Raw genomic sequence first — 25,538 nt, forward strand, 5'->3', positions numbered from 1 at the left:
CGCTTACACTTATCCTCAAAATTTCAAACATACATCATGTTCGTGAAGCAAGGGAAGCCCTTGCTCCCAGGCTTGTTCCCAAAATAACGAAATGGGAACAAGCAAACCCACTAAAAACGGGTTACTTACCTCTTTATACCCCCTTAAGTACTCAAAATCACGTTTTACAGCAAAAAAGGAACTAGACCATGGCCGAAGTACAAGCGGTTAAGAATCTGGATACCGTGAAACTAATCAGCTACCTTCTCAAACGAACTTACGGTCAGCAAATTGCTGACGTTTGGGATGTTGGTTTGAATCTAGCGTTGCGGATCTCAGATTTACTATCCATCAAGTTTGAAAATATCGAGCACGACCGGCTGTTGCTGGTCGAAGGCAAAACGTCGAAGCTAGCGACAATTAAACTCAATAAAAAGGCGAGGGCGGTCATCGCTCGTATTCGCGCTGAGCACCCTGACCACATTTATCTCTTTCAGTCTTATCGAAATCAACGGTCTAAAAATACACCTGCAAAACCATTAAGCCGCCGTTATGTGTCTCGAGCATTTGCGGCAATAGGTGAGGAGGTTGGTATCGACTTAGGTACGCACTCTATGCGTAAAACCAGAGGTTACCATCTGTACAAGAACACTAACGACATTGCCAGGGTTATGAAAATGCTACGTCACAGCTCAGAGGCCGTCACGTTGCGATACATCGGAATAACCCAGGAAGATGTTGATAGGGACTTTGTTGAGCTCGAACTATAGGGACTTTAGTCCCTTTTTTTGTTAAAAACTTTATTCACTTCTTGAAAGCTGACAAATATCGTTCTGGGATCAAAAATAAATGCCGGTTCGCTCTAGTACATGCCACATAAAGTTTGTTTTTGGTACTCGAAGGTAAGTCGTTTAACTCATCCTTAGAATACTTCTCCATAGTGGTAGCATTTAAAACTACGCAAACATCGTTGTAATGGTTTTCACCCTTCGTAGCTCCCCAGTTACTAGTGAACCCTGGATACTTATGGCTTGCTTGATAAAATAGCTTTACGGTTTCATTGCAATTAAAAAGCTCTGCAGCACGATCTTCTCGATCGACGAATTCGACGCTTGTAGCATCTTCGCGATGAGATGAGACCTCAATCCCTATATTACCTTTTACAAAATTGCATACGGTTGAGCTACAACGGTAGCTGTGGGAAAGAGTTTCTGAATCAATCGCAAAACCAGCGTCTATAAACCTTTGCTTATACTTGGTGTAACAAGTGTGGAGAGCTTTGTTGGTATTACCATCTCTACTGGTATCAAACGTATGTTGATAAAAATCTCCGACCAGGAGTTGATCAACATTTGCCTTTGCTATTTGAGTTAAGAAATTAAAGTCATGACCGCCAAAATCCTGAACTTCATCAATGCATATATGATCGAAGTACTTTTCGATTCGCTCATTAATCTCTCCTATTATCTCACGCTGCTCAAATAACTTCGCTATACGGTTATGGTAAAGTCGTTTGTGTTTATCAATATAAAAACGTCCATCACTTCTTTTCAGCCGTAACGTAAAGTGTGGGGGAGTCTCCCAGCATATCCCTTTAATCTTCACCTGGTGCCCTAAAAGTGGTTTAAAGCAAAACGAGTATATGAAAGTGAAGTATGTGTAAACCTTAACTCCACTAGGGATACATCCGAATTTTTCAAATATACGATGCTTGAGGTTTTTAAAGTTGTTTTCAGTATACGTTAGAATCAAGCAACGAGAGTTTTGACTTATCTTATCTATGATAAGGCTGGTCTTACCTGAACCAGCTACAGCGAAAATTACTCGTTTATCCATTTTAAAGCTTCGCCAATGTAATCTGGTGCGGTTAAATCTGGTGCCTTTTTATCAAGTAACTTAAAAGCCGCTTCAGCTTTGTTGCTTAACATATACTCCTCGAGCGTTGTTCTCTCGTCTTTATTCGGCTTTTTTCTCAGCTTACCGCTAAATAGCTCTTCACAAATATCCCAGTTAGATTGGAGCATACAAACTTCGAATGTCCAGTTATCATCGTTTTCCTCGTAGAAAATACGTATATTTTCAGCATCGTAGTCAGCGTAATTATCAACACAGTGCATTTGCTTATCACCGTCATTGTCTCTTATCACTGCAACCTTAACATCTAACAGTTTAGCGATATCAAGGTAGCGCTTGAAGCTGGTCCCACCAACAGAGATAATGTGTACATTATCGTTTTCAGGCTTGTGATGATTAGTATTGACGTATAGTTGTTCAAGCAGCATATATTCTGCGTCACCCTCCACCAAAATTACTTTGGGTGACATCACAAACTCCAAGACGTTGTTGTCAGGGGCCTTCATAAAGAACTTAGCTGTCTCGTCAGATAAGTTTTTCAAGACCATGGGATCAGGCGATGAACTGTTCATGAAAATCGTTTTTCGCAAATCCAAACGGGTGCTGATCAGGCTGTTATGGGTCGCAATAAATATTTGTTTAGCCTCGGACTCCGAAATACGAGATACCAGTCGCTTCATGTTTGTATGGCTGAGGTGATTCTCAGGCTCCTCTAATAAGAGAACATCAAGATCACGCTCTGAGTCATTTTTCTTTAATGCAAACTCAGTTTTAATAAAGCACTGTCTGCCTTTTCCTTTATTCTCAAGAGGAATATCGTCTTCGGTGATTATCAAGTCTGTTTCTAAGTTTGACTTGGTTCCAGAGCGCACCGCAAACTGATACCCGGTTAAAGGGGCATTTATTGGGCTTAAGTTGTTTTCCTTAAAGTGGGCTTTCTGTTGGCGATAGTCGTTTTGGAGCTCAGCTCGTTGCGCTTGTTCGACATGGGATTCATAAACAGTTTTGATATACTGCCTTGTCGCGTATTCGCTGTTAATTTGGGAACTATCAAGCGTTAAAAACTTTAGGAACTTACGATAACCAGTAAAGGACTCTCCGGCAAAAGTGGAAAACCTTATTGAGTAATACTCGTAGGGAAAGTTTGGCATTACTTGATCCAGTACGAGAGCAATTTCGCTACTCAACTCGTCGTTTGGCTCACAAATCAACTGCAGCCCATCAGCTAGAACTCCGTCAATGTTGTTTTTGCCGTTTAGAGAAATATTGTTTTGTTCATTTAAATGCAGCTCAGCAATGAGAACGGGTAGATTTTCATAAGCCTTGTCACCAGCTAAAAAGTCTTGTACTGCATTTGTGTTAAACAAGTTTTCCAGCCCTAGCGTTTCGACTTTACTTTTGCTACCACTGAGCACCAGCTCAATAGCGCTTAAAATAGTACTCTTACCTGCCTCATTATCACCGATGAGTAGGTTTAGCTCGGGATTTACATCAACGTCAAACTCACGGTACTTCTTAAAGTTCTTTAGCTTTATCTTTGTTATTGTTTTCATAATTTAAATACTTTGTGTCTTAGAGAGGGCCTTTCTCGAATAGTAAAAATTAGATAATTCAAGGTGCGTTGCGGTTCTCAACCAACATCTTCAATATCAACCTAGCAAATCCATCCCTAATAGCTGGGTTCTCCAGCACTTCCATCGACAGCTTTTCATGATCATCCATCGAATCAACAACACGGTCCAATAATCGCTGTGGTAGTAAACCGTGCATTACTTCGTTTTCCGAGTGTTTCTTAACCTGGGCCATTATTTCATCGTCTTCACGTAAGCGACCGGCTATTCCTTCGGCGTAACGAAGTTTGTGTTCGTCACCAACTTCGGCTCCGAATAAGTCGTTCAAAGCGTCGATGATCTCCTGCAGCTTTTTCTTCTCGGGGTCATGTGGTTTACCACTACCAACGGCTTTGACTGAACTTAAGTAACCACCATCTTCTTCACCTAGTTTCAGTTCTTTTTCGGCTTTTTTGGTGGTGCGGTAATGCGTCAGTGTCATTCCGGATATATCGACATCGTCTTCATCGTCTAAGCGTTCGACACGAAGTAGGGGGAGTAGACTCTTTGCATAAACGCATAACGATTCAAGCTCATGGTCGTTGTACGGCGTTATCTGCGACAAGAACTCGTACATCCGCACGTAACTGTTCAGATTCTTTTTGAACAGGTCGAGTTGGTCGACCATTTCACCGGCGGCTTTAACCGAGTCTTCGGCTTTATTAATGCTGACCTTATCACCGGAAATTCGCGCCTGGTTCAGCATGTCTTTCGCTTGTTTCAGCGTATCAACAGCATCGTTATACCGCGCCATAAAACGCTCTTTGGCGGGTTTACAGTAATAACCTAGTTTCGAGGCAGGCGCATTCGGGTCATAGAACGCCTCGGCAAATTTCGCCACTTCCGACCATTCATAAATATGCTCTTCATCGAGCTTGCTCATAATGTCGAACAGAATGTGCGGGTCGGTCACAGAATCAAGCTCTGCGGTGGTGTAGTAGGGCTTAAACGACTCCAGAATGTCTTCTTCGCTGTTGAAGAAGTCGAGAATAAAGGTCTGGTCTTTACCTGGGAAAGTACGGTTTAAACGCGACAGCGTCTGTACACACTCAACGCCTTGTAGTTTCTTATCAACGTACATGGCACACAGCTTGGGCTGGTCAAAGCCGGTTTGATACTTATTGGCCACAATCATCACGTTAAAGTCTTCGGAGTCGAGCGCTTTATCGTGCTTACGACCGTTCAAACCCGGGTTTAATTTTTTGTCGTACTCGGTCACGCTCTCAGTAATGTAATCATCCGCCGGAACCTCACCGGAGAAAGCCACCAGCGCATGCACGTCCTGATAGCCTTTATCAACAATGTAATTGGTCATCGCTAACTGATAACGCACCGCTTCCTGACGGCTGCCGGTGACGACCATGGCTTTCGCCTGACCGTTCAGCAAGTGACGGACGTTCTCGCGAAAATGTTCAACGATGATTTCAACGCGCTGATTAATGTTGTAGGGGTGCAATCGCACCCATTTAGCCAGCTTAATACGCGCCTTCTTGCTGTCGACTTCTTTGTCCTCACCCTCGGGATGAGCAATCTTCCAGGCCGTGGCGTAAGTGGTGTAGTTTTTCAGTACGTCGAGAATAAAGCCTTCTTCAATGGCCTGACGCATGGAATACACGTGAAACGCCTTGGGCTTATTGTCATCGCTAATGGGCGAGTGCGGGTCGTCCGGGCGACCAAAGAGCTCCAGCGTTTTACCTTTGGGTGTCGCGGTAAATGCGTAGTAACTGATGCGCTCGTTCGGCATCCGTGCCTGTACTGCCGCATCTAAAAGCTCTTCGGCACTAACGTCCTCACCTTCAGGACGGTCAGAGCCCAGTAAGGCTTTTAATTTACTGGCAGATGCACCGGTTTGTGACGAATGCGCTTCGTCCGCAATAATCGCGTAGTTACCGGCTTGCAGAGCAGGGTACTTATCAATGGCATCGTACAATGCGGGGAACGTCTGAATTGTGACAACAATAATGCGAACCTGCTCCTGCAGCGCCTCGGCCAATTGCTCAGACTTACTCTTGTTGCCCACGTCGCGGGTAATGGCACGCACCACACCGTCGGCGTGCTCAAACTGTCGAATGGTGTTTTGCAACTGCGAATCGAGTACCGTGCGGTCGGTGACCACCACAATGGAGTTAAACAGCTTAGAGCCGTCGTCAGCGTACAGTGAGGATAATTGATGCGCTGTCCAGGCAATTGAATTGGACTTACCCGAGCCGGCACTGTGTTGGATAAGGTATTTACTGCCGGGGCCTTCACGGCGTGTGGTATCGATAAGCTGATTGACCACGTCCCACTGATGGTAGCGGGGAAATATCAGCGTTTCTTTTTTCTGTGTGCGCCCGTCGAAGTTTTCTTTCTCTTCAACCTCCAGGTGCATAAAGCGGCCAATGACTTTTAGCCAGGCGTCTTTGTTAAACAACCGCTCCCACAGGTAACTGGTGGCGTAGTTGTTCTCAGATGCAGATTGTGGGTTACCGGCACCGCCATCATCTTTGCCTAAGTTAAACGGCAGGAAGAATGTTTCCTTGCCCGCTAACTTGGTGGTCATGGCCACTTCGTCTTGGCTGACCGCAAAATGCACCAGCGCACCGCGCTTAAACGTTAATAGCGGCTCTGGCTTGCGGGTAACAGGGTCTTTTACCGGACGGTCGTTTTTATACTGGCGTTTGGCGTGTTCAACGGTTTGCTTAAACTCGCTTTTTAGCTCCATTGTGGCCGTTGGAATGCCGTTGACAAAAAACACCAGGTCGATGCGTGGGTTATAGTCGCCTTCGCGGGCATGGGGCGAGTAGGAGACTTCCTCAACGACGCGCAAACGATTGGCCTGATAGCGGCGCTCGGTATCGGGATTCATGCCATGGTCGGGGCGAAAGGCGCAGACCTTAATAGTGCCGCCAATGGCTTTAAAGCCGTGACGCAGCACATAAAGTGCGCCGTCACGAGTCATGCCTTTAACGGCGGCGTGAACTAAGAGCTTTTCCGGGTCACCGGGGTTAGACTTGCAAAAGCGCTCCCAACGGTCAGGGTAGGCGTCTTTCACGAAACCGATTAAGTCTTCGGTATACACCGCGTTGGCTTTATCGTATTTGGCTGCAGAGCCAATTAACCAACCGTCTCTTTCCAGGCTATTCAGTATGTCCGTCTGAAACTGACGCTCTTTGGTGTCAGCCATAATGCCTCTCCGTTTGCACTGACGCGTTTGAATCCACTGTATCGGAACCTGCGGGCGGTTGCCAGTCGCGCACATCAATTTTGCCGGTAACGGCAGCTGAGATTAGAGCGGAGCGGCGTTCTTTGAGGAGCTTTTCCGTTTTTAATGCTTCCTTGATTAGCTCACTAGCCCCAGAGAGTTGTTCCTCAATGTGTTTAACTATGCGTTCTTGTTCATCGAGAGAAGGGAAGGTCGCAACCAGTGAGCCAATTCTATCAATATTCAAATTAGCCTGAGTGTTTTGTGTAGACGCTTGTTCAAGCGCCGGTAGCGCTGAAATTAAGCTGTACCGTAAAAATTCTAAGTTTGTATCGTTAGTCGGCTTGAATCCAACAACGCTATCGGGTGCATATGCTTCAAAACCAAGGATAGCCGTATCACCAATATTGGCGGCTATCGCCATTACTAATGTACCAGCAGGAAACTTTTGACTAACTGCGGCCCCTCTATCATTCAGGGTTTGCGAGTAAGTTTCGATCGTTTTCTGAGCACGAGCGACGTCACCAGTTTGAATGAATGGGTGTTGCCCATCATACATTTTTGGGTCATTCCTCGGACGATGCGTAAATTTCCCTCGATATATTCTACAAGCATATTTATAGGATTTGACTCGCCAATGCTCAGGCACTTCCCCAAGCCACTCAAAACCAGAGTCTTTCATCGGTGCGTTTGGATTAAGCCCTTTGGTAACCGCATGACTGATAACCGCCTGGCGCTTTTCTTTAAGCAACTCAATCAACCGTTTTTGCTCGTCAATCAACGCATCAATTTTTGCCGTTTCGTAGTTAAGGAATTGAGCTATTTTTTGTTGTTCGTCGAACGGTGGGATTGGGAGCTTTAATTTGGGAATATCTTTCATACCCAAATTAGCTTGGGTATTGCTGTTTGATAGGAGCTTAATTTGGTTCTGAAGTTCTACGGAGTTAAAGCAATACAATAGAAATTTAGCAATGCATTTATTTTGAATAGCACGAATCAATGCCAGTGGCGACCAGATGGAAAACTCTGGAGCACTATCGGTAACAAGTGCTACCTTCCCAACTGAGGCTGCCTTACCTAAAAGAATATCACCAGCCTTTGGTGCAGCTTTTTTCTTAAACTCAGTGTGATCTTCCCTAGAAATATATCTACAATTTTCAAAGACTAAAGATCCTTCTTGTATTCCGTCAACAGAGAGAAATGGAACACCCTCTTCGAGAAATTGTGGAGTGGAATGCGGCCCGTCGGTAACGGGGCTTTCTAACACCCAACCCAAGGATATTAGTTTCCATTGTGAAGGAAGTTCGAATACTTCTTTACACCCTGTTGGAAAAAAATTTCTATTTCTGCTCATTTTCACGCCGACAGCTCCTCAATCATCTGCTTGATTTGATCTGTGCATTGTTTGAGGTCTGCGTCGATTTCCTCGAGTGGGCGAGGGGGTTCGAATACGTAAAAGTGGCGGTTGAACGGAATTTCGAAGCCCACGATACCGACTTCGCCGTCTTGCTCGTCGCGCTTGCTTTCGTCTATCCAGGCGTCAGGCACGTGCGGTTTGACCTCACGCTCAAAGTATTCGTAGAGATCTTCTGTCAGCGGTACGTTTTCATAGTCGCGTAAGCCAGCATCCGCTTCTGCATTACCTTTTTTGTCGGTACAGACATCAGCGTCGCTGTCGCGTTCACTTAAGGCAGTGAACACCGCTTTTAGTTGTACGGCGCTAAGCTTTATGTCGCTTTCTTTGAGTTGAGCGTTAAGCGCTTTTGTAAAGTCATCACGATTCGTGAACAGAGTGTCGTCGTCAATTTGCTGAATGGCTTGTTTCAGTTGGTTAAAGTCTTCGGCTTTAAGCTTTTGAAGTGCCTTTTCGTCGTCTAATCTGACGATACGCTCTTCGCTGGCCTGAAAGTTAAGGCGCAACGGACGTTCGATGGTAATACGGCGATAACCAAAGGCTTCGTTAGGGAAGGTTTTGCTATTTTGGGCTTCTTCCATGGCACCGTATAAACGCACCAGCTCGTTGATGTTCTCTTCGGTCAGGTATTTACGTTTGCTGCCTAATGACTTGCGCATTTTCGCGAAGGCGTCGCTGCCGTCAATCAGTTGCAACTTTCCTTTACGCTCCTGCTTTTTGGCGTTGGACAAGATCCAGATATAGGTACTGATGCCGGTGTTAAAGAACATGTCGGTTGGCAGGGCGACGATGGCTTCAACCAAATCGTTTTGCAGCAGGTAACGACGGATTTCCGATTCACCACTGCCTGCAGAGCCAGTAAATAAAGGACTGCCGTTTAAGATAATACCGATACGCGAGCCACCATCACGTGTGTCCCGCATTTTGCTGACCAGATGCAACAAAAAAAGCAGTGAACCGTCAGAAACACGGGGTAACCCTGGACCAAAGCGACCATCGAAGCCTCTTACTTTGTGCTCGTCGTTAACGACACGCTGTGAGGCTTTCCAATCAACGCCAAACGGAGGGTTCGCCAGCATGTATTTAAACTTCTCATGCGCCAGCTGATCGTTCGACAGTGTGTTACCCAGCTTAATGTTGTCGACTTCCTGACTTTTGATCATCATGTCTGCTTTGCAGATGGCATAGGACTCTGAATTGAGCTCCTGGCCAAACAGCTTAACGGTAACCTTTTCACTGATGGACTGAATGTACTCTTCAGATTCTGACAAGAAGCCACCGGTGCCAGCAGTCGGGTCGTAGATGGTAATGATGCTGTTAGGTGAAAGCACTTCTTGCTGACCGGTCATCAATAACGAGGTTGCTGCATGCACACAGTCACGCGGGGTAAAGTGTTCACCGGCGGTTTCGTTTGAGCTTTCAGCAAATTTGCGTATGAGCTCTTCAAAAATAAGGCCCATGCCGTAGTTAGAGATATTGTCGGGTGATAAGTCTATTTTGGAGCCGAATTGTTGAGTGACCTGATACAGCAAGTCAGCTTCAGCCAGTTTCAGCACAAACTCTTCGAAGTTAAAGTGCTCGAATATTTCACGGGCAGAGCTGCTAAATGACTGTACGTAAGAGATTAAGTCTTCCGCTGTTTGGGTATCCGATAATGTCGCCAGGCTTAATGGTGATGCATTGTAGAAGTCGTTCTGTGACTCGCGTAGCAATAACTGCTCTCGCACCGCATCGGGTTTGTTCTGATGCTGTTTCGCCGCTTCTAATACCTTTTGTTTATTCGGCGCTAAAACGCACTCTAAACGGCGTAAGAGGGTAAAGGGCAATATGACCCGTCCGTACTGAGATTGCTTGAAATGGCCACGCAGCAGGTCTGCCACCGACCAGATAAAGGAAGCGGTTTGAGAGTAGTTTTCAGTATTCACAGCACACCCTGTTTATTGTTATATCGTCCTTAAGTTTTGGTCATTATGCCACGGATAAATCCGATGTCACTGCCAGTAGGGTAATCGGTGGGTGCGACAATGTAGGTCGCAAGCCAACAAGTGACTCACGACCTTCGCTCGGCTATTGCTCGTCCTTCTCTTCTTCCGCATCACGCTCCGCAATACACTGCATAATCCAATCATCAATCTCATCCGCCACCCAGGCTACGGCTCGGCCACCGAGTGATACCGGTTTCGGGAATTGTCCTTTAGCCATGTACTTGTAGATAGTAGGGCGGGCCAGGCTGGTAGCGTGCATGACTTCTTTGACTTTCATTAGTTTCATAGTATTTCTCCTCTTAGTGTCAGAGGATGATGTAGGGCTGTAATTTTTTAGATTAGATGTAAGCCTGCAACGCTCTCTACAAGCCTTTTTGAGTGGGAATGTTAGCGAGGGAAAAAATAAAGGCGGCTTGAAAGCCGCCGTTTAGAAGATAAATTAGCAGTTAACTGCGGATATGGTATCGCTACGTTGTTCGGCTATGCGCTCTAACATCCACTCATCGACTTCTGAGTCTACCCAGGCTACTTTTTTTCCTAAAACTCGAACCGGCTTAGGGAAGGTGCCTTCGTTGACCATTTTATAGATTGACGTTCTACCAAGCCCTATGCGCTCTCTCACTTCGTTTATTCTTAAAAATCTCATGATGATTTCCTCTGTTCGGTTTGTTTCAAAGGATTAGTGCGAGCTGTAACGAATAATTATAAACAACCAACCCTGAGAATTTGAGACCTATATTACCGCTGTGCATCGATACATTAATACTTAAGGAATCCATATGCACAAGCAAATCACAAATGATAAAAGCGCTGAGTTCAACTCAGAGCGAGAGTTGTTGGACAAAGCGTATCTCCTAATCCAGTCACGATTCAAACAGGGAGAGGGCTTTACCGAGCCTTCAATGGTTAAAGAGTTCGTCCAGGGGAGCTATCAGCAGTGCTCAAAAGAAGTCGCGGGTTTACTTCTACTCGATAGCCAACACCGGCTAATTGACAATGTTGAGTTTGAAGAGGGCGAAGAACTGGCAGCTTCAATGGTGTACCGCGAAGTTATCAAGGTTAATGCAGCGGCGGTTATTGTCAGTTACTTCTCACCATCTAAAGAGCTGAGTCACTCTGACAAAGAGCATGAGTTATCAACGCTAAAGTCGGCCCTGAACCTGATTGACGTGTCACTATTGGATTGCATGCTAGTGACTGACGAAGTTGTCTCGCTTGCTGAGCGAGGCCTTATTTAAACTAATGAATTTTAAGACTTTTACCAACCTTTATTCTTGTGTAGTGTAAGGTGGAAAATGAATTAGGACTTTCAAACTACAAAGGATGTTTCATGAAAAACACTATTAAACTCAGTGTCGCTTTTGCTTCTACTATTGCTATCGCAGCATGTGGCGGGGGCGGTGATAGTGACTCACCTAATGATTCAACGGGCTCACAAACTGGTAGCTCGATAGTTAACATCCAGGCTACAGGAAGTGGCGACGTATCTACCAATGAAAGGGAAGTTTCATCAGGTCAAAGCTTCAAGTTTACTGTTACTCCAGGAGCTAAGATGGTAACAAAGTCTGTTGCATCAGATAGTTGTGAGCTAGAGGTTGTTGGTGATGATATTTACGTTAAGGATGTCGTCAGTGATTGCTCTATCGATGTAGCGTTTGATGAGTGCGTAGACTGTTATAGTGCAGATGATGTTGTTCTTGACTATACGCCAGCTTCACCTTTAATGGAGCGAAACTGTGTCCGGGGAGGATTAGTCGCTACCGGCAGTGAGAATGTTCCGTGGCACAACCTATGCCAGGCGGCAGAGCTACAAAAAACTATGCTTGAATACAATTCCCTGGTGGTTGAACAACTGCAAGACAGTGGCGCAATCATCGGCGTCTTTGGTCCAGATGAAGGTGTGTGTGATCTACCTTACTTCTCTTGGCTTGAGGGACAACCTCAATGTGAGAGTGCCAAGGGGGGTCTGGGCGGTACACCTGGTAACCCGGTTACTGGCTGCAGTGCTTTGACTTTAAGTGCGACGCACGACGTATTTAAACGAGGCCAAGCTGATGGTGAAAACACTTGCGTTCATGAGTTGGCACACACGATTATGAACGTCGGTATTTCTAACGAGTTGAATAATGAAATTCGTGCTCGTTTTGATCAAGTTAAGTCGGGCAACGATCTGTGGATTAGAGCGAATGGTGAAGATTCTTTCGCTTTGACTAATGCCGATGAGTTCTTTGCGGAAACTGCACAAAGCTACTTCAACGCTAACGTCTCCGTTGATTCGTTTAACCATGTCGGAGTGAATGGTTCAGAGGAGCTTCTGGACTATGACCCGGTATCTTTTGAACTTGTTGACCGGATATTCATGGAGCCTGCAAACTTAAAGTAGTATCAGCCTTGCTGCGCTCAATGAGCGCAGCTGTCTATCGATTCAAACTACTATAAATCAGCTAATCTGACCCAACGCTTTCTACGACCACCTAACCACGGCTTCTTTATTTTTTGGCAAGCCCCGTAGTCTCCGTTTACGTCATAAGCCATTTTTATAGTGGCAGTAAGCGACACAGCCATGTCTTCATCGAGAGTTATTTCAGCAATGTCCATAGGCACATGAGGCCGTTGAAGATGGAGAGACTCAACATAGCTTTCAGCTCCGGAATAAGCACCGGAAAGGCAGATAGCCATAGTTTCAGGGTCTGCGTGTCGCTCGACGAAATTGTAAAGGTACTGCTGTGTACAGACAAAACCGTGACCGTAGAGCCTAAGGAAAAGCAGGGCGCAGACCAAAGCCGTATCACCGCTTTGTCTACCAAAAGCGTTTGAGCGAATGAGCTGGTACGCGTAAACGCCTGCCGCTTCAAAAGCTCCATATGTCGGGTTATTCCAAATTTCGTTGGACGCTTGTTTTACTGCAGACTCCAACGCATCCCTTTTAATGTAGTAAGGGTCGTCGTGAAAGTGATTGTGAATGAGTGCAATGTGCTCTGCGTCGAAGGTAAAAGGGTTATACATGATGACTCCAAGTTTCTGTTGTGTTGACTGATCGTGCTTGCTTTCAAAGCATCGGTCGGAGCCGTAATGTTTTATTGCGATAGTTAAGAGCCCATCAGATTTCAGACCTATATCACTGCTGTGCATTTACCAAATTAGGAGGTTAACAATGCACACACTTGATAAAGGCTTTTACTCATCAGCCAACAATAAAGCTGAGCGAGACGTTTTTCATCGCGCCAGCCAGATCCTGGAAGAGCGTCACTTACGAGGCAAAGAGCCTTACAACCCGAACGTCATTAAGGACTTTTTGACGTATAAGCTGGCGCACTATGAGCGCGAAGTCTTCAGCATCATCTTCCTGGATGAAAAGGGTCACTTCATTGAGTACCGCGAGCTGTTCTACGGCACCATTAACGCGGCCAGTGTTTACCCACGGGAAGTGGTTCGAGCCGCACTGGAAACGAAAGCATCTTCACTCGTACTGTCACATAACCATCCCTCAGGAGAGCCTGAGCCTTCCAATGCGGATATCCGTTTGACGGAGCGCCTGCAAAAAGCCCTGGCTGTTATCGACGTTGAGGTGAAAGACCACATCGTTGTTGGCAAAGAGTGCGTGTCATTCTCTGAGCGCGGTCTTCTTTAGCGCTAATTCACTTGTAACCAAATACTGGAGTAAACCTTTATGGCGGCAATATTTAAGACACCGGCATCGAGAAAGTGGGTAGTGCTGGGAATTAAGGCAGCAATAACTGCACTGGCACTTTTACCGCAACTGCGAGAGCGCCAGCAAAATACTGGATGTTTAAGGTCGGAGTCTGACTTTCCTAACAGTATGTCAGCAAGCCCAGTGGGCCTGCTCCTGCTTGATGAGCGGGGCTATGTCATCACGTCCTACCAAATCCGTCATCACATCAGTGATGACTCTGCGGTTGATAGTGAAGGCATTAAACGGGCAGCGTCCAAAGCGAAAGCGTACGGAGCCGTTTTAACGTTCGACAAAGCTGTGTACGCCAATGGACTGTCGATAGAGCCTGACGTTGTTGAGAGCGTTAGAGCGGCTTTGGAAGAGGTCGGTGTACGATTATTTAACCAAAGCTTTTCGTCTAGAACCGCGCAATGATCGTCTGATGAAGCTTGGAGGCGGAGAGTGCTCTTCGCCTCTTTATTAGTTTGGGTATACGGATTTAATGGTTGATGGGGCACCTTCACCCCATCAATCTGATACCACCCTCAGATGGTTGATAGATCGACTCCGTAGTTGAGTTCCTCTGCGAAGTCCGGCAGTCCGTAACCGATGGTTTTCTTGTAGAAAGGAGAGACCTTCGCAGTCGGTGCCTTCTTCTTGTGCTTCGTGGTGTAGAGCATTCGTGCCCGCATCACCTCGAAGGAGTAACCGCGCCCTTCACGGTTCTTGTCCTTGGCCAGTCGGTTGATGGACTCCGTGTAAGCGTTGGTGACGGGCATGTCCGTCTCGAAGTAGGTCATGGTCTCTTCGCGCCAGTTTCCCACTGCCCTGACCAGATCGCTCCAGACTTCCTTTTGGCCCTTCGGGATGGTGGCTATCCACTCGTCCAGGGCGGCTTCTGCCTGGAGCCGTGTGGTGGCGTCCCAGATGCCGTAGAAGCGCTCCTTGTGCTCGTAGGCGGCCAGCAGTTGCGGGAACGCGCCTGTCCAGGTCTCCATGATGAGGCGCTCCCGGTCTGAGACTTCGTGAGCGCGTTTCAGCAGGATTTTCCGGTCTCCCTTGAGAGTCCGGCTCTGGGACGGTTTCAGCTCCTTTCTGAGGCCCTTGCGCACTCTCTCTAGGGCATCGTTGGCCATGCGCACCACATGGAACTTATCGACCACGATACGGGCCTGGGGCAGCACAGCCTTGACCGCTGCCCGGTAGGGGTTCCACATGTCCATGCTGACGATCTCGACCTTCTGCCGGTCTTTCAGCTTCATCAGGTAGTTGGTCACCACGTCCTGGCGGCGGGTGGCCAGCAGGTCGAGCAGGGTTCGCTCCTCAATGTTGGTCAGAATGCAGCGGTAGCGCTTGTTCAGGTATAGCTCGTCAATGCCCAGGATGCGGGGCGTCTCGAAGCGGTGCCAGCGCCCCAGGAACTCGGCGCGGGCGTTGAAGATGTCGCGCACCGTCTTCTCGTCCAGGCCGGTCTGTGCCGCCAAAAGGTGTAGGGGTGGTTGAAGGATTCCTTCTCCACGTACTCATGCAGCCGCAGTGTCATACGGAATCCGTCCACCATCTCCGGTAGCTGGGGCCTGAATGTTGTCTTGCAGGCCCGGCAGGTGTATCGGCGGCGGACCACCCAGAGAGTGACCCGCTTGCCGTGGATGGGCAGATCACGATAGGGAACGTCACGCTTGCCGAACCGTACGAACTCACCCTGCACGCCGCATTCCTCGCAGGCGATGGGATCGGGCACGTCCACCTGGAAGTGCATTTCGTCGTCGGTTGATTTGCAGCCCAGTACTTGGTATTGCGGCAGGTGAAGGATGTTGTCGGGAAGTTCGGTCATGGTGTTGTATAGGCGTAGGTGTCAGTCAGATCCATCCGACTCGGCATTGGTGTTTGCTTTTTTACCCAACAAGCTGCTGGAAACGAAAAGTAAGGCACCGAGGACAATTGCAATATCAGCCAGGTTGAAGGCCGGCCAATGCCAGTCTCGCCAATAGAAATCAAAGGAATCCACAACATAGCCGCGAAAGACCCGGTCAATCAGGTTGCCCATGGCGCCACCGAGGATAAGACTGTAAGCGATGGCTTCTCCTTTATGACGATTTTCAAGGATCAGCTTGATCAGAAAAATCGAGACCACTACCGCGATTCCGATAAAAAAGTAGCGCTGCCAGCCTCCACCATTCGCAAAAAGACTGAATGCGGCACCGGTGTTCCATAGGTGCACCCAGTTAAAGAACGGGGTCACCGAAACATACTCGCCATAGGCCATTGATTGCTGCACCAGCCACTTTACAGCCTGATCAGACGCTGCCAGCAGGCCCGATATGGACAATAGGGCATACGGCGAGAGCTTTTTGCCAATAATGAGCATTATTTAACCCTTCAACGCCAAAATGCGTCTGGCACCGTTAAGTACAATGCCCCCCGCGATGGTGCCGATAATCAGATCCGGATAATTGGAACCGGTCCACGCGACCAGGGCGCCGGCGGTGATGACCCCCAGGTTGATCACCACGTCGTTGGCCGAGAATATCCAGCTTGCCTTCATGTGCGCCCCGCCTTCCCGATGTTTGGATATGAGCAGCAGACAACTGGTATTGGCAATCAATGCGACGAATGCGATAGCCATCATCACCAGCGATTCAGGCTCACTACCGAATACAAAGCGTCTCACCACCTCTACGAGCACGCCCACAGCCAAGATCAGTTGCAGTACACCAGCAAGATGCGCGGCACGTACCTGCATTTTCACGCTATGTCCAACCGCATAAAGGGCAAGCCCGTACACCGCCGCATCGGCAAAATTGTCCAGGGATTCTCCAATCAGGCCGGTGGACCGGGCGATCAGACCGGCAGTCATTTCCACCACGAACAGAAGTGCATTGATGCCGAGCAACCAGCGCAGGGTCCCGGATTCTTGCTTAGCAGAAGCTGCCGAAAACTCGGCGGCCTTGATGGTCTCCGGATCTGCAGCGACGGTTTCCTGAAGCGAGGCGCCTAGCCCCAAGGTCTTCAGTTTCGAGGTGACGGGCTCGACCTCGCCGTCATGCACGACCTTCAGCCGGCGGTTCGACAAGTCGAAGGACAGCGCCCGAATCTCCTCAAAGCCGTTCAGGGCTAGGCGAATCATTCGTTCTTCTGATGGACAGTCCATCTTCGGCACGGCATAAACACTGACCCATCTCCCTGGCGCCTCGGAGGAGGCCTGTATATCGGTATCCGCTGCGGACGTTGCATCACCGCCACAGGCGCCACCACAGGATTTGCTCATGATACGACTCCACTTGAACAATGTTGTGGTACCATTTTAAACTATAAAGCTACTATAAGGTCAATAGAGTAAAGAATCCGTTGGGGAGGAGGCTGATGCGCATTGGTCAGTTGGCGCAGTTGGTAGGGGTCGAAACACAGACGATCCGCTTCTATGAACAGCAGGGCTTGTTGCCGCCGCCTGATCGGCAGGACAACGGTTACCGTGTCTATACCGAGAAGCATGGTGAGGGGCTGGCCTTCATCCGTCGCTGCAGAATCCTGGGCCTGTCACTGGCTGAGATTCACGAACTACAGAGCTATCAGGACGACCCTCATCAGCCTTGTACCGCCGTCAACACCTTGCTCGATGATCACATCTCTCATGTGCGGTCGCAGATAACCGCTCTGCAAGCGCTTGAGAAACAACTCGTTTCACTGAGAGCGAGTTGCAACGATGACCGGGAAGTTGAGGCGTGTGGGGTTCTTGCTGGAATTAGCGAAGGAAACATGCACCAGCAGTAGGTGAAGCATCAACCAGATAATCCGATGAGATGCCGGTCTGTCTCACTCTCATGCAAAGGTAAGATCAACCATTTAATCCGCTTACCCATTAGTTTTTGCTTGAAGCTATTACTAGAGTGAACGGCCAAGCCAGTATTGAGGGCGTCGGTGGTCGTGTGCAATAGCGAGAATTTGAATGTCGTCTATGGACCGCCGATAAATTATCGATAAAGGGAAACGGTGTAAAGGGGCCTTTCGGATACCTAGTTTTGCTTCAACTTGCCAAGCGTCAGGGTTGTCGATAATCAAGTTAACCAGAGCTGTAAACTCGCTAATGAGCGCTTGCCCAAGTCCCTGAACCTTTGATTCATAATAACCGACAGATTCGAGAAACTCTGATTCAGCAGCAGGATGAAATGTGTAGCTCATTTAATCAGAGCTTGAGCTTTCTTTAATACAACATCGCTTGGAACAGGAGCTACTGCGCCTGAATCTAATTGCGCGGCTCGATCTTTAGCAACCGACAACCATTCAGACTTGAGTTCATCAGCCGAAGGGGAGTCGATACTTTCTACAAGCTTTTGAATGAGGTGCGCTCTATCTTCTGCAGATAGGTGCATCGCTTCGTTTTCAATTTTTTTTAGTTCCATTGCTCCAACTCCGTAACTTGAGTCTTTAGTAATTTTGGCACGATTTTGAAAGCGATACCACTTTATCGAGCTTCAGTGTAAAACGCTTTAAACAGGACATAGATATAGGCTGGGAGTTCCGCGGAACTCCCGTATATGAAGCTTCACTTACTACTACACCCAAACCATCGAGTCCCATCTCGGTAACGTTTGGTTGCGGCCTTCGCAAAGTAACTAAGACGAAAGAAGGCTTTACCAAACTGATTGAAGTAGTCTGGCGAATTACGGTTGAGTTCGTATATCGCATTTTGGGGAAAGTGAACCAAGCCTCTGATATCGAAAATGTCGCACTCGAGAGCTCTTGCCCAAGACATTTCAATACGAAGTCTCATCGTCTCCGCTGCGGTGTTAAACTTTCCCAGCTTGTGATAAGCGTCTTTGTTCAGGAAGATAGCTACGTGGTAGTGGGGAGGCCGATTAACATCGGGTTGCTCTTTGACCCAACAGTAACGAAGTTCGCAAGGATGTACACGCTTACCTTGTCGCTGTTTATTTTCCTGGTCCCATCGGATTTCATCATTCAAGGCCTTGAAGAACTTTGAAATGAGCGCGTCATTGTCACCCCACGGGCAGTTAAACTGTCTTAGGTCGAACCTAATCATCAATGTGCGAGAGTATCGGTTCAGCGAGGCTGTTACGCACTCGTACATCCTATCTAGATAATTTTCAATTAAGTATCCGTGGTTGTGATTTACCTTCAGGCCCTTGTATAGCTCTTCTTGTAGCAGTTTTAGATTGGTGTTTTCGGGTAAGCGTTTCATGCAGTAGTTTCCTTATGATCGATTGATTCATAAGGTCATGCCGCCCTGTAAACTTTTATATTGATTCATTGGTGTAGCTTCCCCTTTGGGGGCTACTGAATACTAGTTACTTGTATATATTACCTATACCGACATAAGCAGATATTTCTTAGCCGGATTTGCTCGGTGATTAACGGGGGAACCATTAAATATTCTCGGTAGCGAGCCAATCCTTAATTTAAAAGTTATATCAACTTTAGAAATCTAGAGGTTTTCTTCTAGGATGAGCGAGCTCGACTTGTCGAGTGTTGAGCCTTCAGTAAGAAGCTCGGTTTCCAGCATCGTTTTGTGACGGCGACTACAATAGTGCCAAACTATGCCTTATTCGATGAAAATAACACTAAAGCCCTTTATTTGTGAGAGCTTCGTGTATTTTTTATGTGTTTTTTATTATGCGTTTTAAATATGTTTTACAAATGTTTTTAGGCTGTTATCATGGTTTTAATGTAGTGTTTTAATTGCGTGATATTATTTTTAATAAGGTGAAAAGTGATGGCAGTGCACACTGAGGTTACTGATGCAATCGGTTCTTGGGATCTTAAGAGTGAAGCTAAAGTAATTTGGCTTTATAACCGACTGATCATTGATGGGCTGATTCAGCGACCAATATCTATGGTCAAAATTTCTGAGAGAAAACTTGAGATCAGCCATGTTGAAGCGAAGCAATTTAAAAACCTAGGGCCGGCGCAAACTAAGCAATGGCGGAATGAACTAGATACGGAATATCAAGCTTCCGGCTTAAGGGACGCTGATATACGCTGGATAAAAGAGTTATCCCACGACCAGATGTTCTTGTGTTGGCTTTATGTGGCTACAACATATGGGAAAAAACGAAAAGACGAGTCCAAAAAAAGTCCCTGGTCTGAGCTTTATGAGTACTACCCCTTGAAGTTCTACGACGCTGACGCAGAGTCGGCTAATAACCTGGCCTTTGACTATTTGTCTCTAGGTTTAGAAAGTAACCCTGCAACCAAAGAAGGGTTGTTGTCCAACATTTTGGACTTCGTGAGTATTTTACACCCGTCTTTTGAAGTGAAACGTGACTATCTAATAGGCTTGAAAGCCAAGGTCAATGAAGCCTCAGTGTGCGATTACTTTAAGTTCGCGGAAGATGGAAGTTTAAATCAAATTAAGTGGCTTTGGTCCTATTTAAGAAAAACGCAAAAGATGCCTGGTCAAATAGCCGACTCTATGGAAAAGCACGGTTTGTCAAGAATTTATGGTGCTTTCCATCTGTGGGGTAGAGACTCGCAATTTAAAAATGAAATAATTCGACTGGCCAAAGCTGCATATAAGAATAGTGTGGAAGTTTCTAGTGGCGGCAGAAAAGCGAGAGTTAACCTCACGCTGTCAACTGAAGTTAAGGAGCTTCTGGAAGATTTGGCCGGAGGATCGCGCTATAAAAGTCAGTTTGTTGAAAATTTAATTTTAAATGCAAAGAGAAATGCTAAGTAATGAAATTGGTCCCGTTTCAGCTCCCTAAATTAATGATTTCATCACTGAAAACCTGGTGCTACATAGGGTGCTACATTTTAGGGTTGAGCTTTAATATCTTAATTAAAACAAGGGGTTTGGGTATGTTTTTAACTCCGGCCCCGGGCACCAATTCCGATTATTTAAAAGTCTATTAAATGCCGCGAGCCATTGATTTTACTGGCTTTCAAGGCAAATTCTTATTCCCGATGTCTACATTGCAAATCGATACTAAGTAGTGCTACTTTTGGTGCTATATCAATTCGGTTATGCGGATGTAGCACCATGGCAGACGACAAACTAGTCATCGAAAAACATAAGCACGTCGAACACCTCAAACCCTCGGACCGTGATAATGGTATCGGGTAGCCGGTGGCACCAGTTTACGGCTTCTTGTAAGGGAGCAGGGCGGTAAATATTGGCGTTTGAAATACCGCTTCAATAAAAAGCAAAAGACACTGGCGCTTGGTGTATTCCCCAATGTAACCCTCAAGCAAGCAAAAGATGCAACTATCAAAGCCAAAGCCATGTTGGCTGATGGTGTCGATCCTGGTGATACAAAATCAACAAATGTGAATGATAATAGCTTGCGTTTTATGCGGCGAAGTGGTTGAAATATCAATCCCAGGCAACGGCTCGAGTTTGATCTGAAGATCATAAGGCGAGGGTATTGTAATCAAGGTTGCGTTCAACTTGCCGTTTAGAGACACCAAAGTCCTCGTCATTTAGCTGTTGAGTAATTTGCCGGAGGATCCCGGGCGGGGGAGTTGGTAGCAATTTGAGCATTTCCCACTGCCTGACTAGTGTTTGCCTATTGAGCGACAATTACGGTGGCCGGTCCGTATTGCCTCATTAAAAAATAACACTTTGCCAATCGCTCGGTTATTTCAGTCTAAAATCATTCTGTTTGCATTAATTCGGTTAGTTTAGCCTGATAAGTCTGGTCACGTAAACGCAACGCTTAAATACGTCTTTGCAGAGTCCTAACTTGCCCCATATCGTGGCGGTCAGGATAACGAACTGAGAGCCATTCAATAATTTCAGGGCCTGTGCAGTGAGGCTCTAATTGAAGTTTAAATTTTATATCATCCCAGGCGTGTTCAAACGGGTCTTTGCGAGTCCGCCAGGTTCTCGGAAGACTCCGTTTGTCTTTTGGCTTTTCAAAACGAAAGTAATCTAGAACTTCTGACTCTATGGGTGCTGTATGACTCTGATTCAGTTCAGCCGGCTTATCAGCATACTGCTCGGTTTTGGCGGTGCCGTTAATATTCCAGGCAAAGGTCATTAGATTATTTTGCAACACTTTTAACTCAGACATTAACGTCACCGGATCGAGTTGTAAGTACATTGCGGTCAAATCATCTTTGACGCCTTGCTTTACGTGCGGACTACTTAAAATACGTTGGTAAGGGGTCAATGCTTTGTCATACTGTTTCGCCACTTTGGCACCGGTACGTGTTTTTTTAAGTAGCTTTACTGACGGCTGAAAGAAGTTTACGTATTTCCGTAACACACTATAGAACTTCGCGAGAGCTGCCCACGCTTTAGGGCCCTCGAAGCGGTCGTAACCGACTAAGCGCCGAACAACGGAGCCGTTTTTCTCTTCTACAAAAGCCTGGTCATTCTTTTTATAAGCCCGTGAACGAGTAAATGTGATTTTGTTTGACTCACAGTAATCCAAAACTTCGTAATTAATAAATTCTGAGCCGCCGTCTGTATCAAGTCCCAACAGCGGAAACGGCATAAGAGAGCGAGCAACGCTAACGCCGTTGATGACATCCGCCGCACTTTTTCTTAACAACGGCATGCATTCAAGCCAACCGGTGCTTACGTCCACCATCACTAGCGAGTTAAGAAACGTGCCATTTGCATCATCTCCACAATGAGCAACTAAATCAACTTCATAAAACCCGGGCACTATGTCATTCCAGTCGGCGAAAGTTCGCACCTGAATTTTACTCTTTAAAAGGGCTCCGGCTTTGGTTTGGCTCAGTCCCTGAACTTGTCGAGAGCGTTCAGGTTGAAGTATTCGATCAACAGTGGCAGCGCTCACTGTCATAAGTTTTTTTCGTATGTCGTCTGATATTCGCAAGTGCCCGTGTCGCTCCATGGCCGCAACCAAATCAGGTATAAAAGGAACAAATCGCTTTGAGCACACTTGATTCGCAGTATTCCAGACTTTAATGAGCACGTGGCGAAACTGATCATCATAAACCTGAGCCCCGGGTCGGGATTTGGGTTTTAGCGATACGATGTCGATTGGTGAACGTTTTTTGCATAACAGCACGAGCGCATATTTTCTGTCGTAACCGGTTGCCGCCACAAAACCATCAAGGATCTTGGTTTTTTCCGGGCGTTTTGCCGCTAAGTACCGCTGCCGGATACTCAACAACATTTCGCGGCGAGCGGAAAGACTCATAGTAGTCGTCATAAATCACCTAATATCATTCCCGTAGAGTTTGATTTTAGATGAGGCAACCGAGCTTGCTAGGTTTGATTCTTAGTGAGTCAATGCGAACCGGCCAAGGTAATTGACGCTACATAGTTTGCCGCGATCCCTGTGATGTCATTGTCTGGGGCCTATGTCTGTAGTTTGGAGAGTAGCTTTTAAAAAACCGGATACAATAGATTCATCCTAAACATGCACTCGCTCGATTCTATTTTATAGAGTGGCCAAATTCAGGTTGTTACTACACGGATCCTACCAAATGTTATAAGTATTTATGAGTAAGTATGAGAATTGAAGAACAAGGCAATATTGGAGAACGGTTGGTGGTTTACTTATTGAAGAATATTCGACACATTATATAATAATATAATATAAGATATAATTTTTTAACAAGCTGAACCAATACAATGACAGAATTTGTTCTCGTTGCGCAAGCTTCAGACGCCCTAGAGCCCCTTCGTTTTATTCATAAAAAAGACTGTGAAAAAGCGACTGAAGGTGTTCCGTTAGGCGCTTTTCCTACCGCAACGATCGCACTTAAACAGGGACAAACGCTATACAGGGATGTGAAACTATGTCCTGACTGTTGCCTTAACAACACACCAAATCAAGAAAACTAGAGGCTCGTAAAGTGGACAAGTTAGCAACCGATGAGCTCGACGCTTTAATTAGTGATATCCCGGCAGTGGTTTTTCGGGTCGCAATTGGGCGGCCTGATATTCCGAGTGCTATTACTGACGACGTAGAACGAACACTTGGCTATTCAAAAGCAGAAATAACGGATTTAGAACAGTGGTGGTTTGATCATATTCATCCTAATGATGTCAAATTGGCGTTAAAAGAATTTGAGGCTTGGGAGCAGCATGAGTTTAACAATGTGCTTCGCAGAGAATATCGGTTTCAGCATAAGAAGGGTCACTTTCTGTGGGTAGAAGATCATATTCGGCGACATAGCAGCAGTAAACAAAACGTTCAATTCTATGTCGGCATAATGACTGTTATCGAAAAAGAAGTGAAGGCGCGATCACATGTTAATCATTTGGCAGACGTTATTCCTGGTGTGTTTTTCCAAATACGGTTTAACAATGACCGAACAGTGGATTTCCCTTATGTAAGTCATCAGGTGAATGATTTACTGGGTTTAAGTGAGTCGCAATTAAAAAACGATAGCCTGCAGTTAATGCAGCGAGTTCATACTGATGATATTCGGCCACTTTGGCGAACCTTGTCGGAGTCAGCAAAAACATTATCGCCTATTATCTGCGAATTTCGCATAATCGATAATGAGCAGCTAAAGTGGGTATCGATGCGTGCTTCGGCAGAGCAAGACAGCAACAGTAGCGTGCAGTGGTACGGTATTTTTACTGATGCAACAATGCGAAAAGAAATCGAAGAGAAAGTTCGCCAGGCAAACAAAGACTTGCAGCTTGCGCAGCGCGTAGGGCGAGTGGGTCACTGGAAAGCAAGCCTGGAGACCGGCGAGTTATTTTGGTCCGATATGATCTATGAACTACTTGGGCTGGCAAAAAGCTCAACAAAGCCTAGTGTCGATTTGTTCAATAGCCTTGTACATCCAGACGACATTGCAACTATTCGCGCAAGCGAAGAAAAAGCCAAGGAAACCGGTGTTCATCATGTTCAGCATAGAATGAAACACGCGAAAGGCCATTATATTTGGGTCGAAGAGCAAGCTGAAATGCAGAGCGATGGCGTCACTCTCATAGGAGCCGTACGAGATATCAGCGAGCAAAAAGCGCTTGAGATGAAATTGCGGGAGATGGTCGCTACGGATGAAATGACCGGGCTCTACAATCGGCGCTTTTTCTCGGAAGAGGTCGAAAAGTCGTTATTGCATGCATCAAGGCATAAGGAACCTCTGTCATTATTAATGCTGGACATTGACCATTTTAAAACGGTTAATGACAATTATGGTCATCCGGCGGGTGACTCAGTGATTAAAGCTATCTCGGATACTTTGCAACACGAGACACGTTCCGGGGATAGTGTCAGCAGAATTGGTGGCGAGGAATTCGCCATAATGCTCCCGAAAACACCATTTGAAGATGCGTTTCGTGTGGCAGAAAAATTACGCGCTAACATAGAACAGCAATCAATAAAAATAAGTACTGATACTGAAATAGCAGTAACCATTACTATTGGTGTTGCTGCCGCGGTAAATGGCGATACATGGACAAAACTGCTGAGCCGCGCAGATAAAGCGCTTTATCGCGGTAAAGGCTCAGGACGGAATAAAGTCAGCGATTAAAGGAAATAATTGATGGATGTGCTGGAACGAGTGCTTTATGTTGAAGATGATGCCGATATTCGAGAGATAGCAGTCGTGGCATTAGAAGATATTGGCGGACTGACAGTTCGACAATGTAAGTCAGGTGAACAGGCGTTAGAGGAAGTAGAAGCTTTTATTCCGCAAGTCATTTTACTCGATGTGATGATGCCTGGACTGGACGGCCCTCAGGTATTAAAGGCGATGCGGGAAATGGGGGCGGTTACGGAATACACAGCTGTTGCTTTTATGACCGCCAAGGTTCAGCCCAAAGAAATAGAACGCTACAAAAGAATGGGCGTACAAAAAGTCTTTTCTAAACCTTTTGATCCTGTGGCTTTGGCTGATGAAGTAAAACAATTATGGAACGATTTCAATACTTAAGTTGAGTAGC

24 protein-coding genes and 1 pseudogene are annotated in these 25,538 nt (G+C 46.4%); 10 read left to right on the plus strand and 15 right to left on the minus strand.

The genetic code is table 11. The features are described from left to right. The first annotated feature begins 188 nt into the window (after nt 1-188). Entirely contained in the window at nt 189-749 is a 561-nt protein-coding gene (locus Q5L94_RS02240; RefSeq protein ID WP_317496858.1) for a tyrosine-type recombinase/integrase, read from the plus strand. A gap of 34 nt (nt 750-783) precedes the next feature. Here Q5L94_RS02240 and Q5L94_RS02245 read toward each other — a convergent pair whose 3' ends face one another. The 7 genes from Q5L94_RS02245 to Q5L94_RS02275 form a co-directional block, all read right to left on the minus strand. After that, nucleotides 784-1,815: an AAA family ATPase gene (locus Q5L94_RS02245; protein ID WP_317496859.1), complete on the minus strand. Its 1,032-nt coding sequence runs from the start codon at nt 1,813-1,815 to the stop codon at nt 784-786. Continuing rightward, nucleotides 1,800-3,386, minus strand: coding sequence for an ATP-dependent nuclease (locus Q5L94_RS02250; protein WP_317496860.1), 1,587 nt, complete (start codon nt 3,384-3,386; stop codon nt 1,800-1,802). Before Q5L94_RS02250 ends, Q5L94_RS02245 begins: the two co-directional genes overlap by 16 nt. A 58-nt stretch (nt 3,387-3,444) precedes the next feature. Continuing rightward, nucleotides 3,445-6,609 (minus strand): type I restriction endonuclease subunit R, encoded by a 3,165-nt coding sequence (locus Q5L94_RS02255; protein ID WP_317496861.1) that lies wholly within the window; start codon nt 6,607-6,609, stop codon nt 3,445-3,447. Next, a complete protein-coding gene (locus tag Q5L94_RS02260) occupies nt 6,602-7,987 on the minus strand; it encodes a restriction endonuclease subunit S (RefSeq protein WP_411161924.1) in 1,386 nt (461 codons plus the stop codon). Before Q5L94_RS02260 ends, Q5L94_RS02255 begins: the two co-directional genes overlap by 8 nt. Next, a complete protein-coding gene (locus tag Q5L94_RS02265) occupies nt 7,984-9,966 on the minus strand; it encodes a class I SAM-dependent DNA methyltransferase (RefSeq protein WP_317496862.1) in 1,983 nt (660 codons plus the stop codon). The genes Q5L94_RS02260 and Q5L94_RS02265 overlap by 4 nt, the downstream gene beginning before the upstream one ends. A 142-nt stretch (nt 9,967-10,108) precedes the next feature. Beyond that, the gene (locus tag Q5L94_RS02270) at nt 10,109-10,312 is read right to left on the minus strand and encodes an AlpA family transcriptional regulator (RefSeq protein ID WP_317496863.1); all 204 of its coding nucleotides are present in this window, start codon (nt 10,310-10,312) and stop codon (nt 10,109-10,111) included. Nucleotides 10,313-10,465: 153 nt separating this feature from the next. Beyond that, nucleotides 10,466-10,672 (minus strand): helix-turn-helix transcriptional regulator, encoded by a 207-nt coding sequence (locus Q5L94_RS02275; RefSeq protein WP_011233892.1) that lies wholly within the window; start codon nt 10,670-10,672, stop codon nt 10,466-10,468. Nucleotides 10,673-10,805: 133 nt separating this feature from the next. Between Q5L94_RS02275 and Q5L94_RS02280 the strand changes: the two genes are divergently transcribed. Both Q5L94_RS02280 and Q5L94_RS02285 read left to right on the plus strand, forming a co-directional pair. Beyond that, the gene (locus Q5L94_RS02280) at nt 10,806-11,264 is read left to right on the plus strand and encodes a JAB domain-containing protein (protein WP_317496864.1); all 459 of its coding nucleotides are present in this window, start codon (nt 10,806-10,808) and stop codon (nt 11,262-11,264) included. A 92-nt stretch (nt 11,265-11,356) separates the two neighbouring features. Beyond that, complete coding sequence (locus Q5L94_RS02285; protein WP_317496865.1) at nt 11,357-12,409, plus strand: hypothetical protein; 1,053 nt, start codon at nt 11,357-11,359, stop codon at nt 12,407-12,409. Nucleotides 12,410-12,459: 50 nt separating this feature from the next. Here the strand turns inward: Q5L94_RS02285 and Q5L94_RS02290 are convergent, their stop codons facing one another. Beyond that, on the minus strand, nt 12,460-13,032 hold the full coding sequence (locus tag Q5L94_RS02290; RefSeq protein WP_317496866.1) for a death-on-curing protein: 573 nt from the start codon (nt 13,030-13,032) through the stop codon (nt 12,460-12,462). 148 nt (nt 13,033-13,180) lie between these two features. On the opposite strand from Q5L94_RS02290, the gene Q5L94_RS02295 reads away from it, so the two are divergent. Both Q5L94_RS02295 and Q5L94_RS02300 read left to right on the plus strand, forming a co-directional pair. Next, the gene (locus Q5L94_RS02295) at nt 13,181-13,657 is read left to right on the plus strand and encodes a RadC family protein (RefSeq protein WP_317496867.1); all 477 of its coding nucleotides are present in this window, start codon (nt 13,181-13,183) and stop codon (nt 13,655-13,657) included. 39 nt (nt 13,658-13,696) lie between these two features. Further along, the gene (locus Q5L94_RS02300) at nt 13,697-14,134 is read left to right on the plus strand and encodes a hypothetical protein (protein WP_317496868.1); all 438 of its coding nucleotides are present in this window, start codon (nt 13,697-13,699) and stop codon (nt 14,132-14,134) included. A gap of 110 nt (nt 14,135-14,244) precedes the next feature. On the opposite strand, the pseudogene Q5L94_RS02305 reads toward Q5L94_RS02300, so the two are convergent. The 3 genes and pseudogenes from Q5L94_RS02305 to Q5L94_RS02315 form a co-directional block, all read right to left on the minus strand. Beyond that, a pseudogene (locus Q5L94_RS02305) lies at nt 14,245-15,533 on the minus strand (ISL3-like element ISPpu12 family transposase). 21 nt (nt 15,534-15,554) lie between these two features. Further along, nucleotides 15,555-16,067: a signal peptidase II gene (gene lspA / locus Q5L94_RS02310; RefSeq protein WP_003821921.1), complete on the minus strand. Its 513-nt coding sequence runs from the start codon at nt 16,065-16,067 to the stop codon at nt 15,555-15,557. Nucleotides 16,068-16,070: 3 nt separating this feature from the next. Beyond that, entirely contained in the window at nt 16,071-16,967 is an 897-nt protein-coding gene (locus Q5L94_RS02315; protein WP_317496869.1) for a cation transporter, read from the minus strand. Between the two features lie 95 nt (nt 16,968-17,062). Between Q5L94_RS02315 and cadR the strand changes: the two genes are divergently transcribed. Beyond that, nucleotides 17,063-17,470 carry a Cd(II)/Pb(II)-responsive transcriptional regulator gene (gene cadR / locus Q5L94_RS02320; protein WP_007148576.1) on the plus strand — a complete coding sequence of 136 codons (408 nt, stop codon included), beginning with the start codon at nt 17,063-17,065 and terminating at the stop codon, nt 17,468-17,470. 111 nt (nt 17,471-17,581) lie between these two features. Here the strand turns inward: cadR and Q5L94_RS02325 are convergent, their stop codons facing one another. The 3 genes from Q5L94_RS02325 to Q5L94_RS02335 all read right to left on the minus strand — a co-directional run bounded on the left by Q5L94_RS02325 (nt 17,582) and on the right by Q5L94_RS02335 (nt 18,899). Beyond that, the gene (locus Q5L94_RS02325; RefSeq protein ID WP_317496870.1) at nt 17,582-17,878 is read right to left on the minus strand and encodes a hypothetical protein; all 297 of its coding nucleotides are present in this window, start codon (nt 17,876-17,878) and stop codon (nt 17,582-17,584) included. Further along, entirely contained in the window at nt 17,875-18,099 is a 225-nt protein-coding gene (locus tag Q5L94_RS02330; RefSeq protein ID WP_317496871.1) for an addiction module protein, read from the minus strand. Before Q5L94_RS02330 ends, Q5L94_RS02325 begins: the two co-directional genes overlap by 4 nt. A gap of 143 nt (nt 18,100-18,242) precedes the next feature. After that, nucleotides 18,243-18,899 (minus strand): inovirus Gp2 family protein, encoded by a 657-nt coding sequence (locus tag Q5L94_RS02335; RefSeq protein ID WP_278355016.1) that lies wholly within the window; start codon nt 18,897-18,899, stop codon nt 18,243-18,245. Nucleotides 18,900-19,430: 531 nt separating this feature from the next. Between Q5L94_RS02335 and Q5L94_RS02340 the strand changes: the two genes are divergently transcribed. Next, entirely contained in the window at nt 19,431-20,393 is a 963-nt protein-coding gene (locus Q5L94_RS02340; RefSeq protein WP_317496872.1) for a hypothetical protein, read from the plus strand. A 443-nt stretch (nt 20,394-20,836) separates the two neighbouring features. Beyond that, on the plus strand, nt 20,837-21,025 hold the full coding sequence (locus Q5L94_RS02345; RefSeq protein WP_317496873.1) for an Arm DNA-binding domain-containing protein: 189 nt from the start codon (nt 20,837-20,839) through the stop codon (nt 21,023-21,025). 347 nt (nt 21,026-21,372) lie between these two features. On the opposite strand, the gene Q5L94_RS02350 is transcribed toward Q5L94_RS02345, so the two are convergent. Beyond that, complete coding sequence (locus tag Q5L94_RS02350; RefSeq protein WP_317496874.1) at nt 21,373-22,842, minus strand: transposase family protein; 1,470 nt, start codon at nt 22,840-22,842, stop codon at nt 21,373-21,375. A 649-nt stretch (nt 22,843-23,491) separates the two neighbouring features. Here Q5L94_RS02350 and Q5L94_RS02355 point away from each other — a divergent pair. Together Q5L94_RS02355 and Q5L94_RS02360 are read left to right on the plus strand one after the other, a co-directional pair. Next, nucleotides 23,492-25,126 (plus strand): diguanylate cyclase, encoded by a 1,635-nt coding sequence (locus tag Q5L94_RS02355; RefSeq protein ID WP_317496875.1) that lies wholly within the window; start codon nt 23,492-23,494, stop codon nt 25,124-25,126. 12 nt (nt 25,127-25,138) lie between these two features. Continuing rightward, the gene (locus tag Q5L94_RS02360; RefSeq protein WP_317496876.1) at nt 25,139-25,528 is read left to right on the plus strand and encodes a response regulator; all 390 of its coding nucleotides are present in this window, start codon (nt 25,139-25,141) and stop codon (nt 25,526-25,528) included. Nucleotides 25,529-25,538 lie beyond the last annotated feature (10 nt).

This window comes from Idiomarina sp. Sol25 (assembly GCF_033052775.1).
Taxonomy (GTDB): Bacteria; Pseudomonadota; Gammaproteobacteria; order Enterobacterales; family Alteromonadaceae; genus Idiomarina.

Coding starts and splice junctions, on each gene's coding strand:
- Q5L94_RS02340 (WP_317496872.1), top strand. CDS start 19,431: ATGGCAGTGCACACTGAGGTTACTGATGCAATCGGTTCTTGGGATCTT.
- Q5L94_RS02270 (WP_317496863.1), bottom strand. CDS start 10,312: ATGAAACTAATGAAAGTCAAAGAAGTCATGCACGCTACCAGCCTGGCC.
- Q5L94_RS02330 (WP_317496871.1), bottom strand. CDS start 18,099: ATGGAACTAAAAAAAATTGAAAACGAAGCGATGCACCTATCTGCAGAA.
- Q5L94_RS02335 (WP_278355016.1), bottom strand. CDS start 18,899: ATGAAACGCTTACCCGAAAACACCAATCTAAAACTGCTACAAGAAGAG.
- Q5L94_RS02325 (WP_317496870.1), bottom strand. CDS start 17,878: ATGAGCTACACATTTCATCCTGCTGCTGAATCAGAGTTTCTCGAATCT.
- Q5L94_RS02300 (WP_317496868.1), top strand. CDS start 13,697: ATGGCGGCAATATTTAAGACACCGGCATCGAGAAAGTGGGTAGTGCTG.
- lspA (WP_003821921.1), bottom strand. CDS start 16,067: ATGCTCATTATTGGCAAAAAGCTCTCGCCGTATGCCCTATTGTCCATA.
- Q5L94_RS02285 (WP_317496865.1), top strand. CDS start 11,357: ATGAAAAACACTATTAAACTCAGTGTCGCTTTTGCTTCTACTATTGCT.
- Q5L94_RS02360 (WP_317496876.1), top strand. CDS start 25,139: ATGGATGTGCTGGAACGAGTGCTTTATGTTGAAGATGATGCCGATATT.
- Q5L94_RS02290 (WP_317496866.1), bottom strand. CDS start 13,032: ATGTATAACCCTTTTACCTTCGACGCAGAGCACATTGCACTCATTCAC.
- cadR (WP_007148576.1), top strand. CDS start 17,063: ATGCGCATTGGTCAGTTGGCGCAGTTGGTAGGGGTCGAAACACAGACG.
- Q5L94_RS02350 (WP_317496874.1), bottom strand. CDS start 22,842: ATGACGACTACTATGAGTCTTTCCGCTCGCCGCGAAATGTTGTTGAGT.
- Q5L94_RS02250 (WP_317496860.1), bottom strand. CDS start 3,386: ATGAAAACAATAACAAAGATAAAGCTAAAGAACTTTAAGAAGTACCGT.
- Q5L94_RS02280 (WP_317496864.1), top strand. CDS start 10,806: ATGCACAAGCAAATCACAAATGATAAAAGCGCTGAGTTCAACTCAGAG.
- Q5L94_RS02315 (WP_317496869.1), bottom strand. CDS start 16,967: ATGAGCAAATCCTGTGGTGGCGCCTGTGGCGGTGATGCAACGTCCGCA.
- Q5L94_RS02295 (WP_317496867.1), top strand. CDS start 13,181: ATGCACACACTTGATAAAGGCTTTTACTCATCAGCCAACAATAAAGCT.
- Q5L94_RS02255 (WP_317496861.1), bottom strand. CDS start 6,609: ATGGCTGACACCAAAGAGCGTCAGTTTCAGACGGACATACTGAATAGC.
- Q5L94_RS02275 (WP_011233892.1), bottom strand. CDS start 10,672: ATGAGATTTTTAAGAATAAACGAAGTGAGAGAGCGCATAGGGCTTGGT.
- Q5L94_RS02245 (WP_317496859.1), bottom strand. CDS start 1,815: ATGGATAAACGAGTAATTTTCGCTGTAGCTGGTTCAGGTAAGACCAGC.
- Q5L94_RS02240 (WP_317496858.1), top strand. CDS start 189: ATGGCCGAAGTACAAGCGGTTAAGAATCTGGATACCGTGAAACTAATC.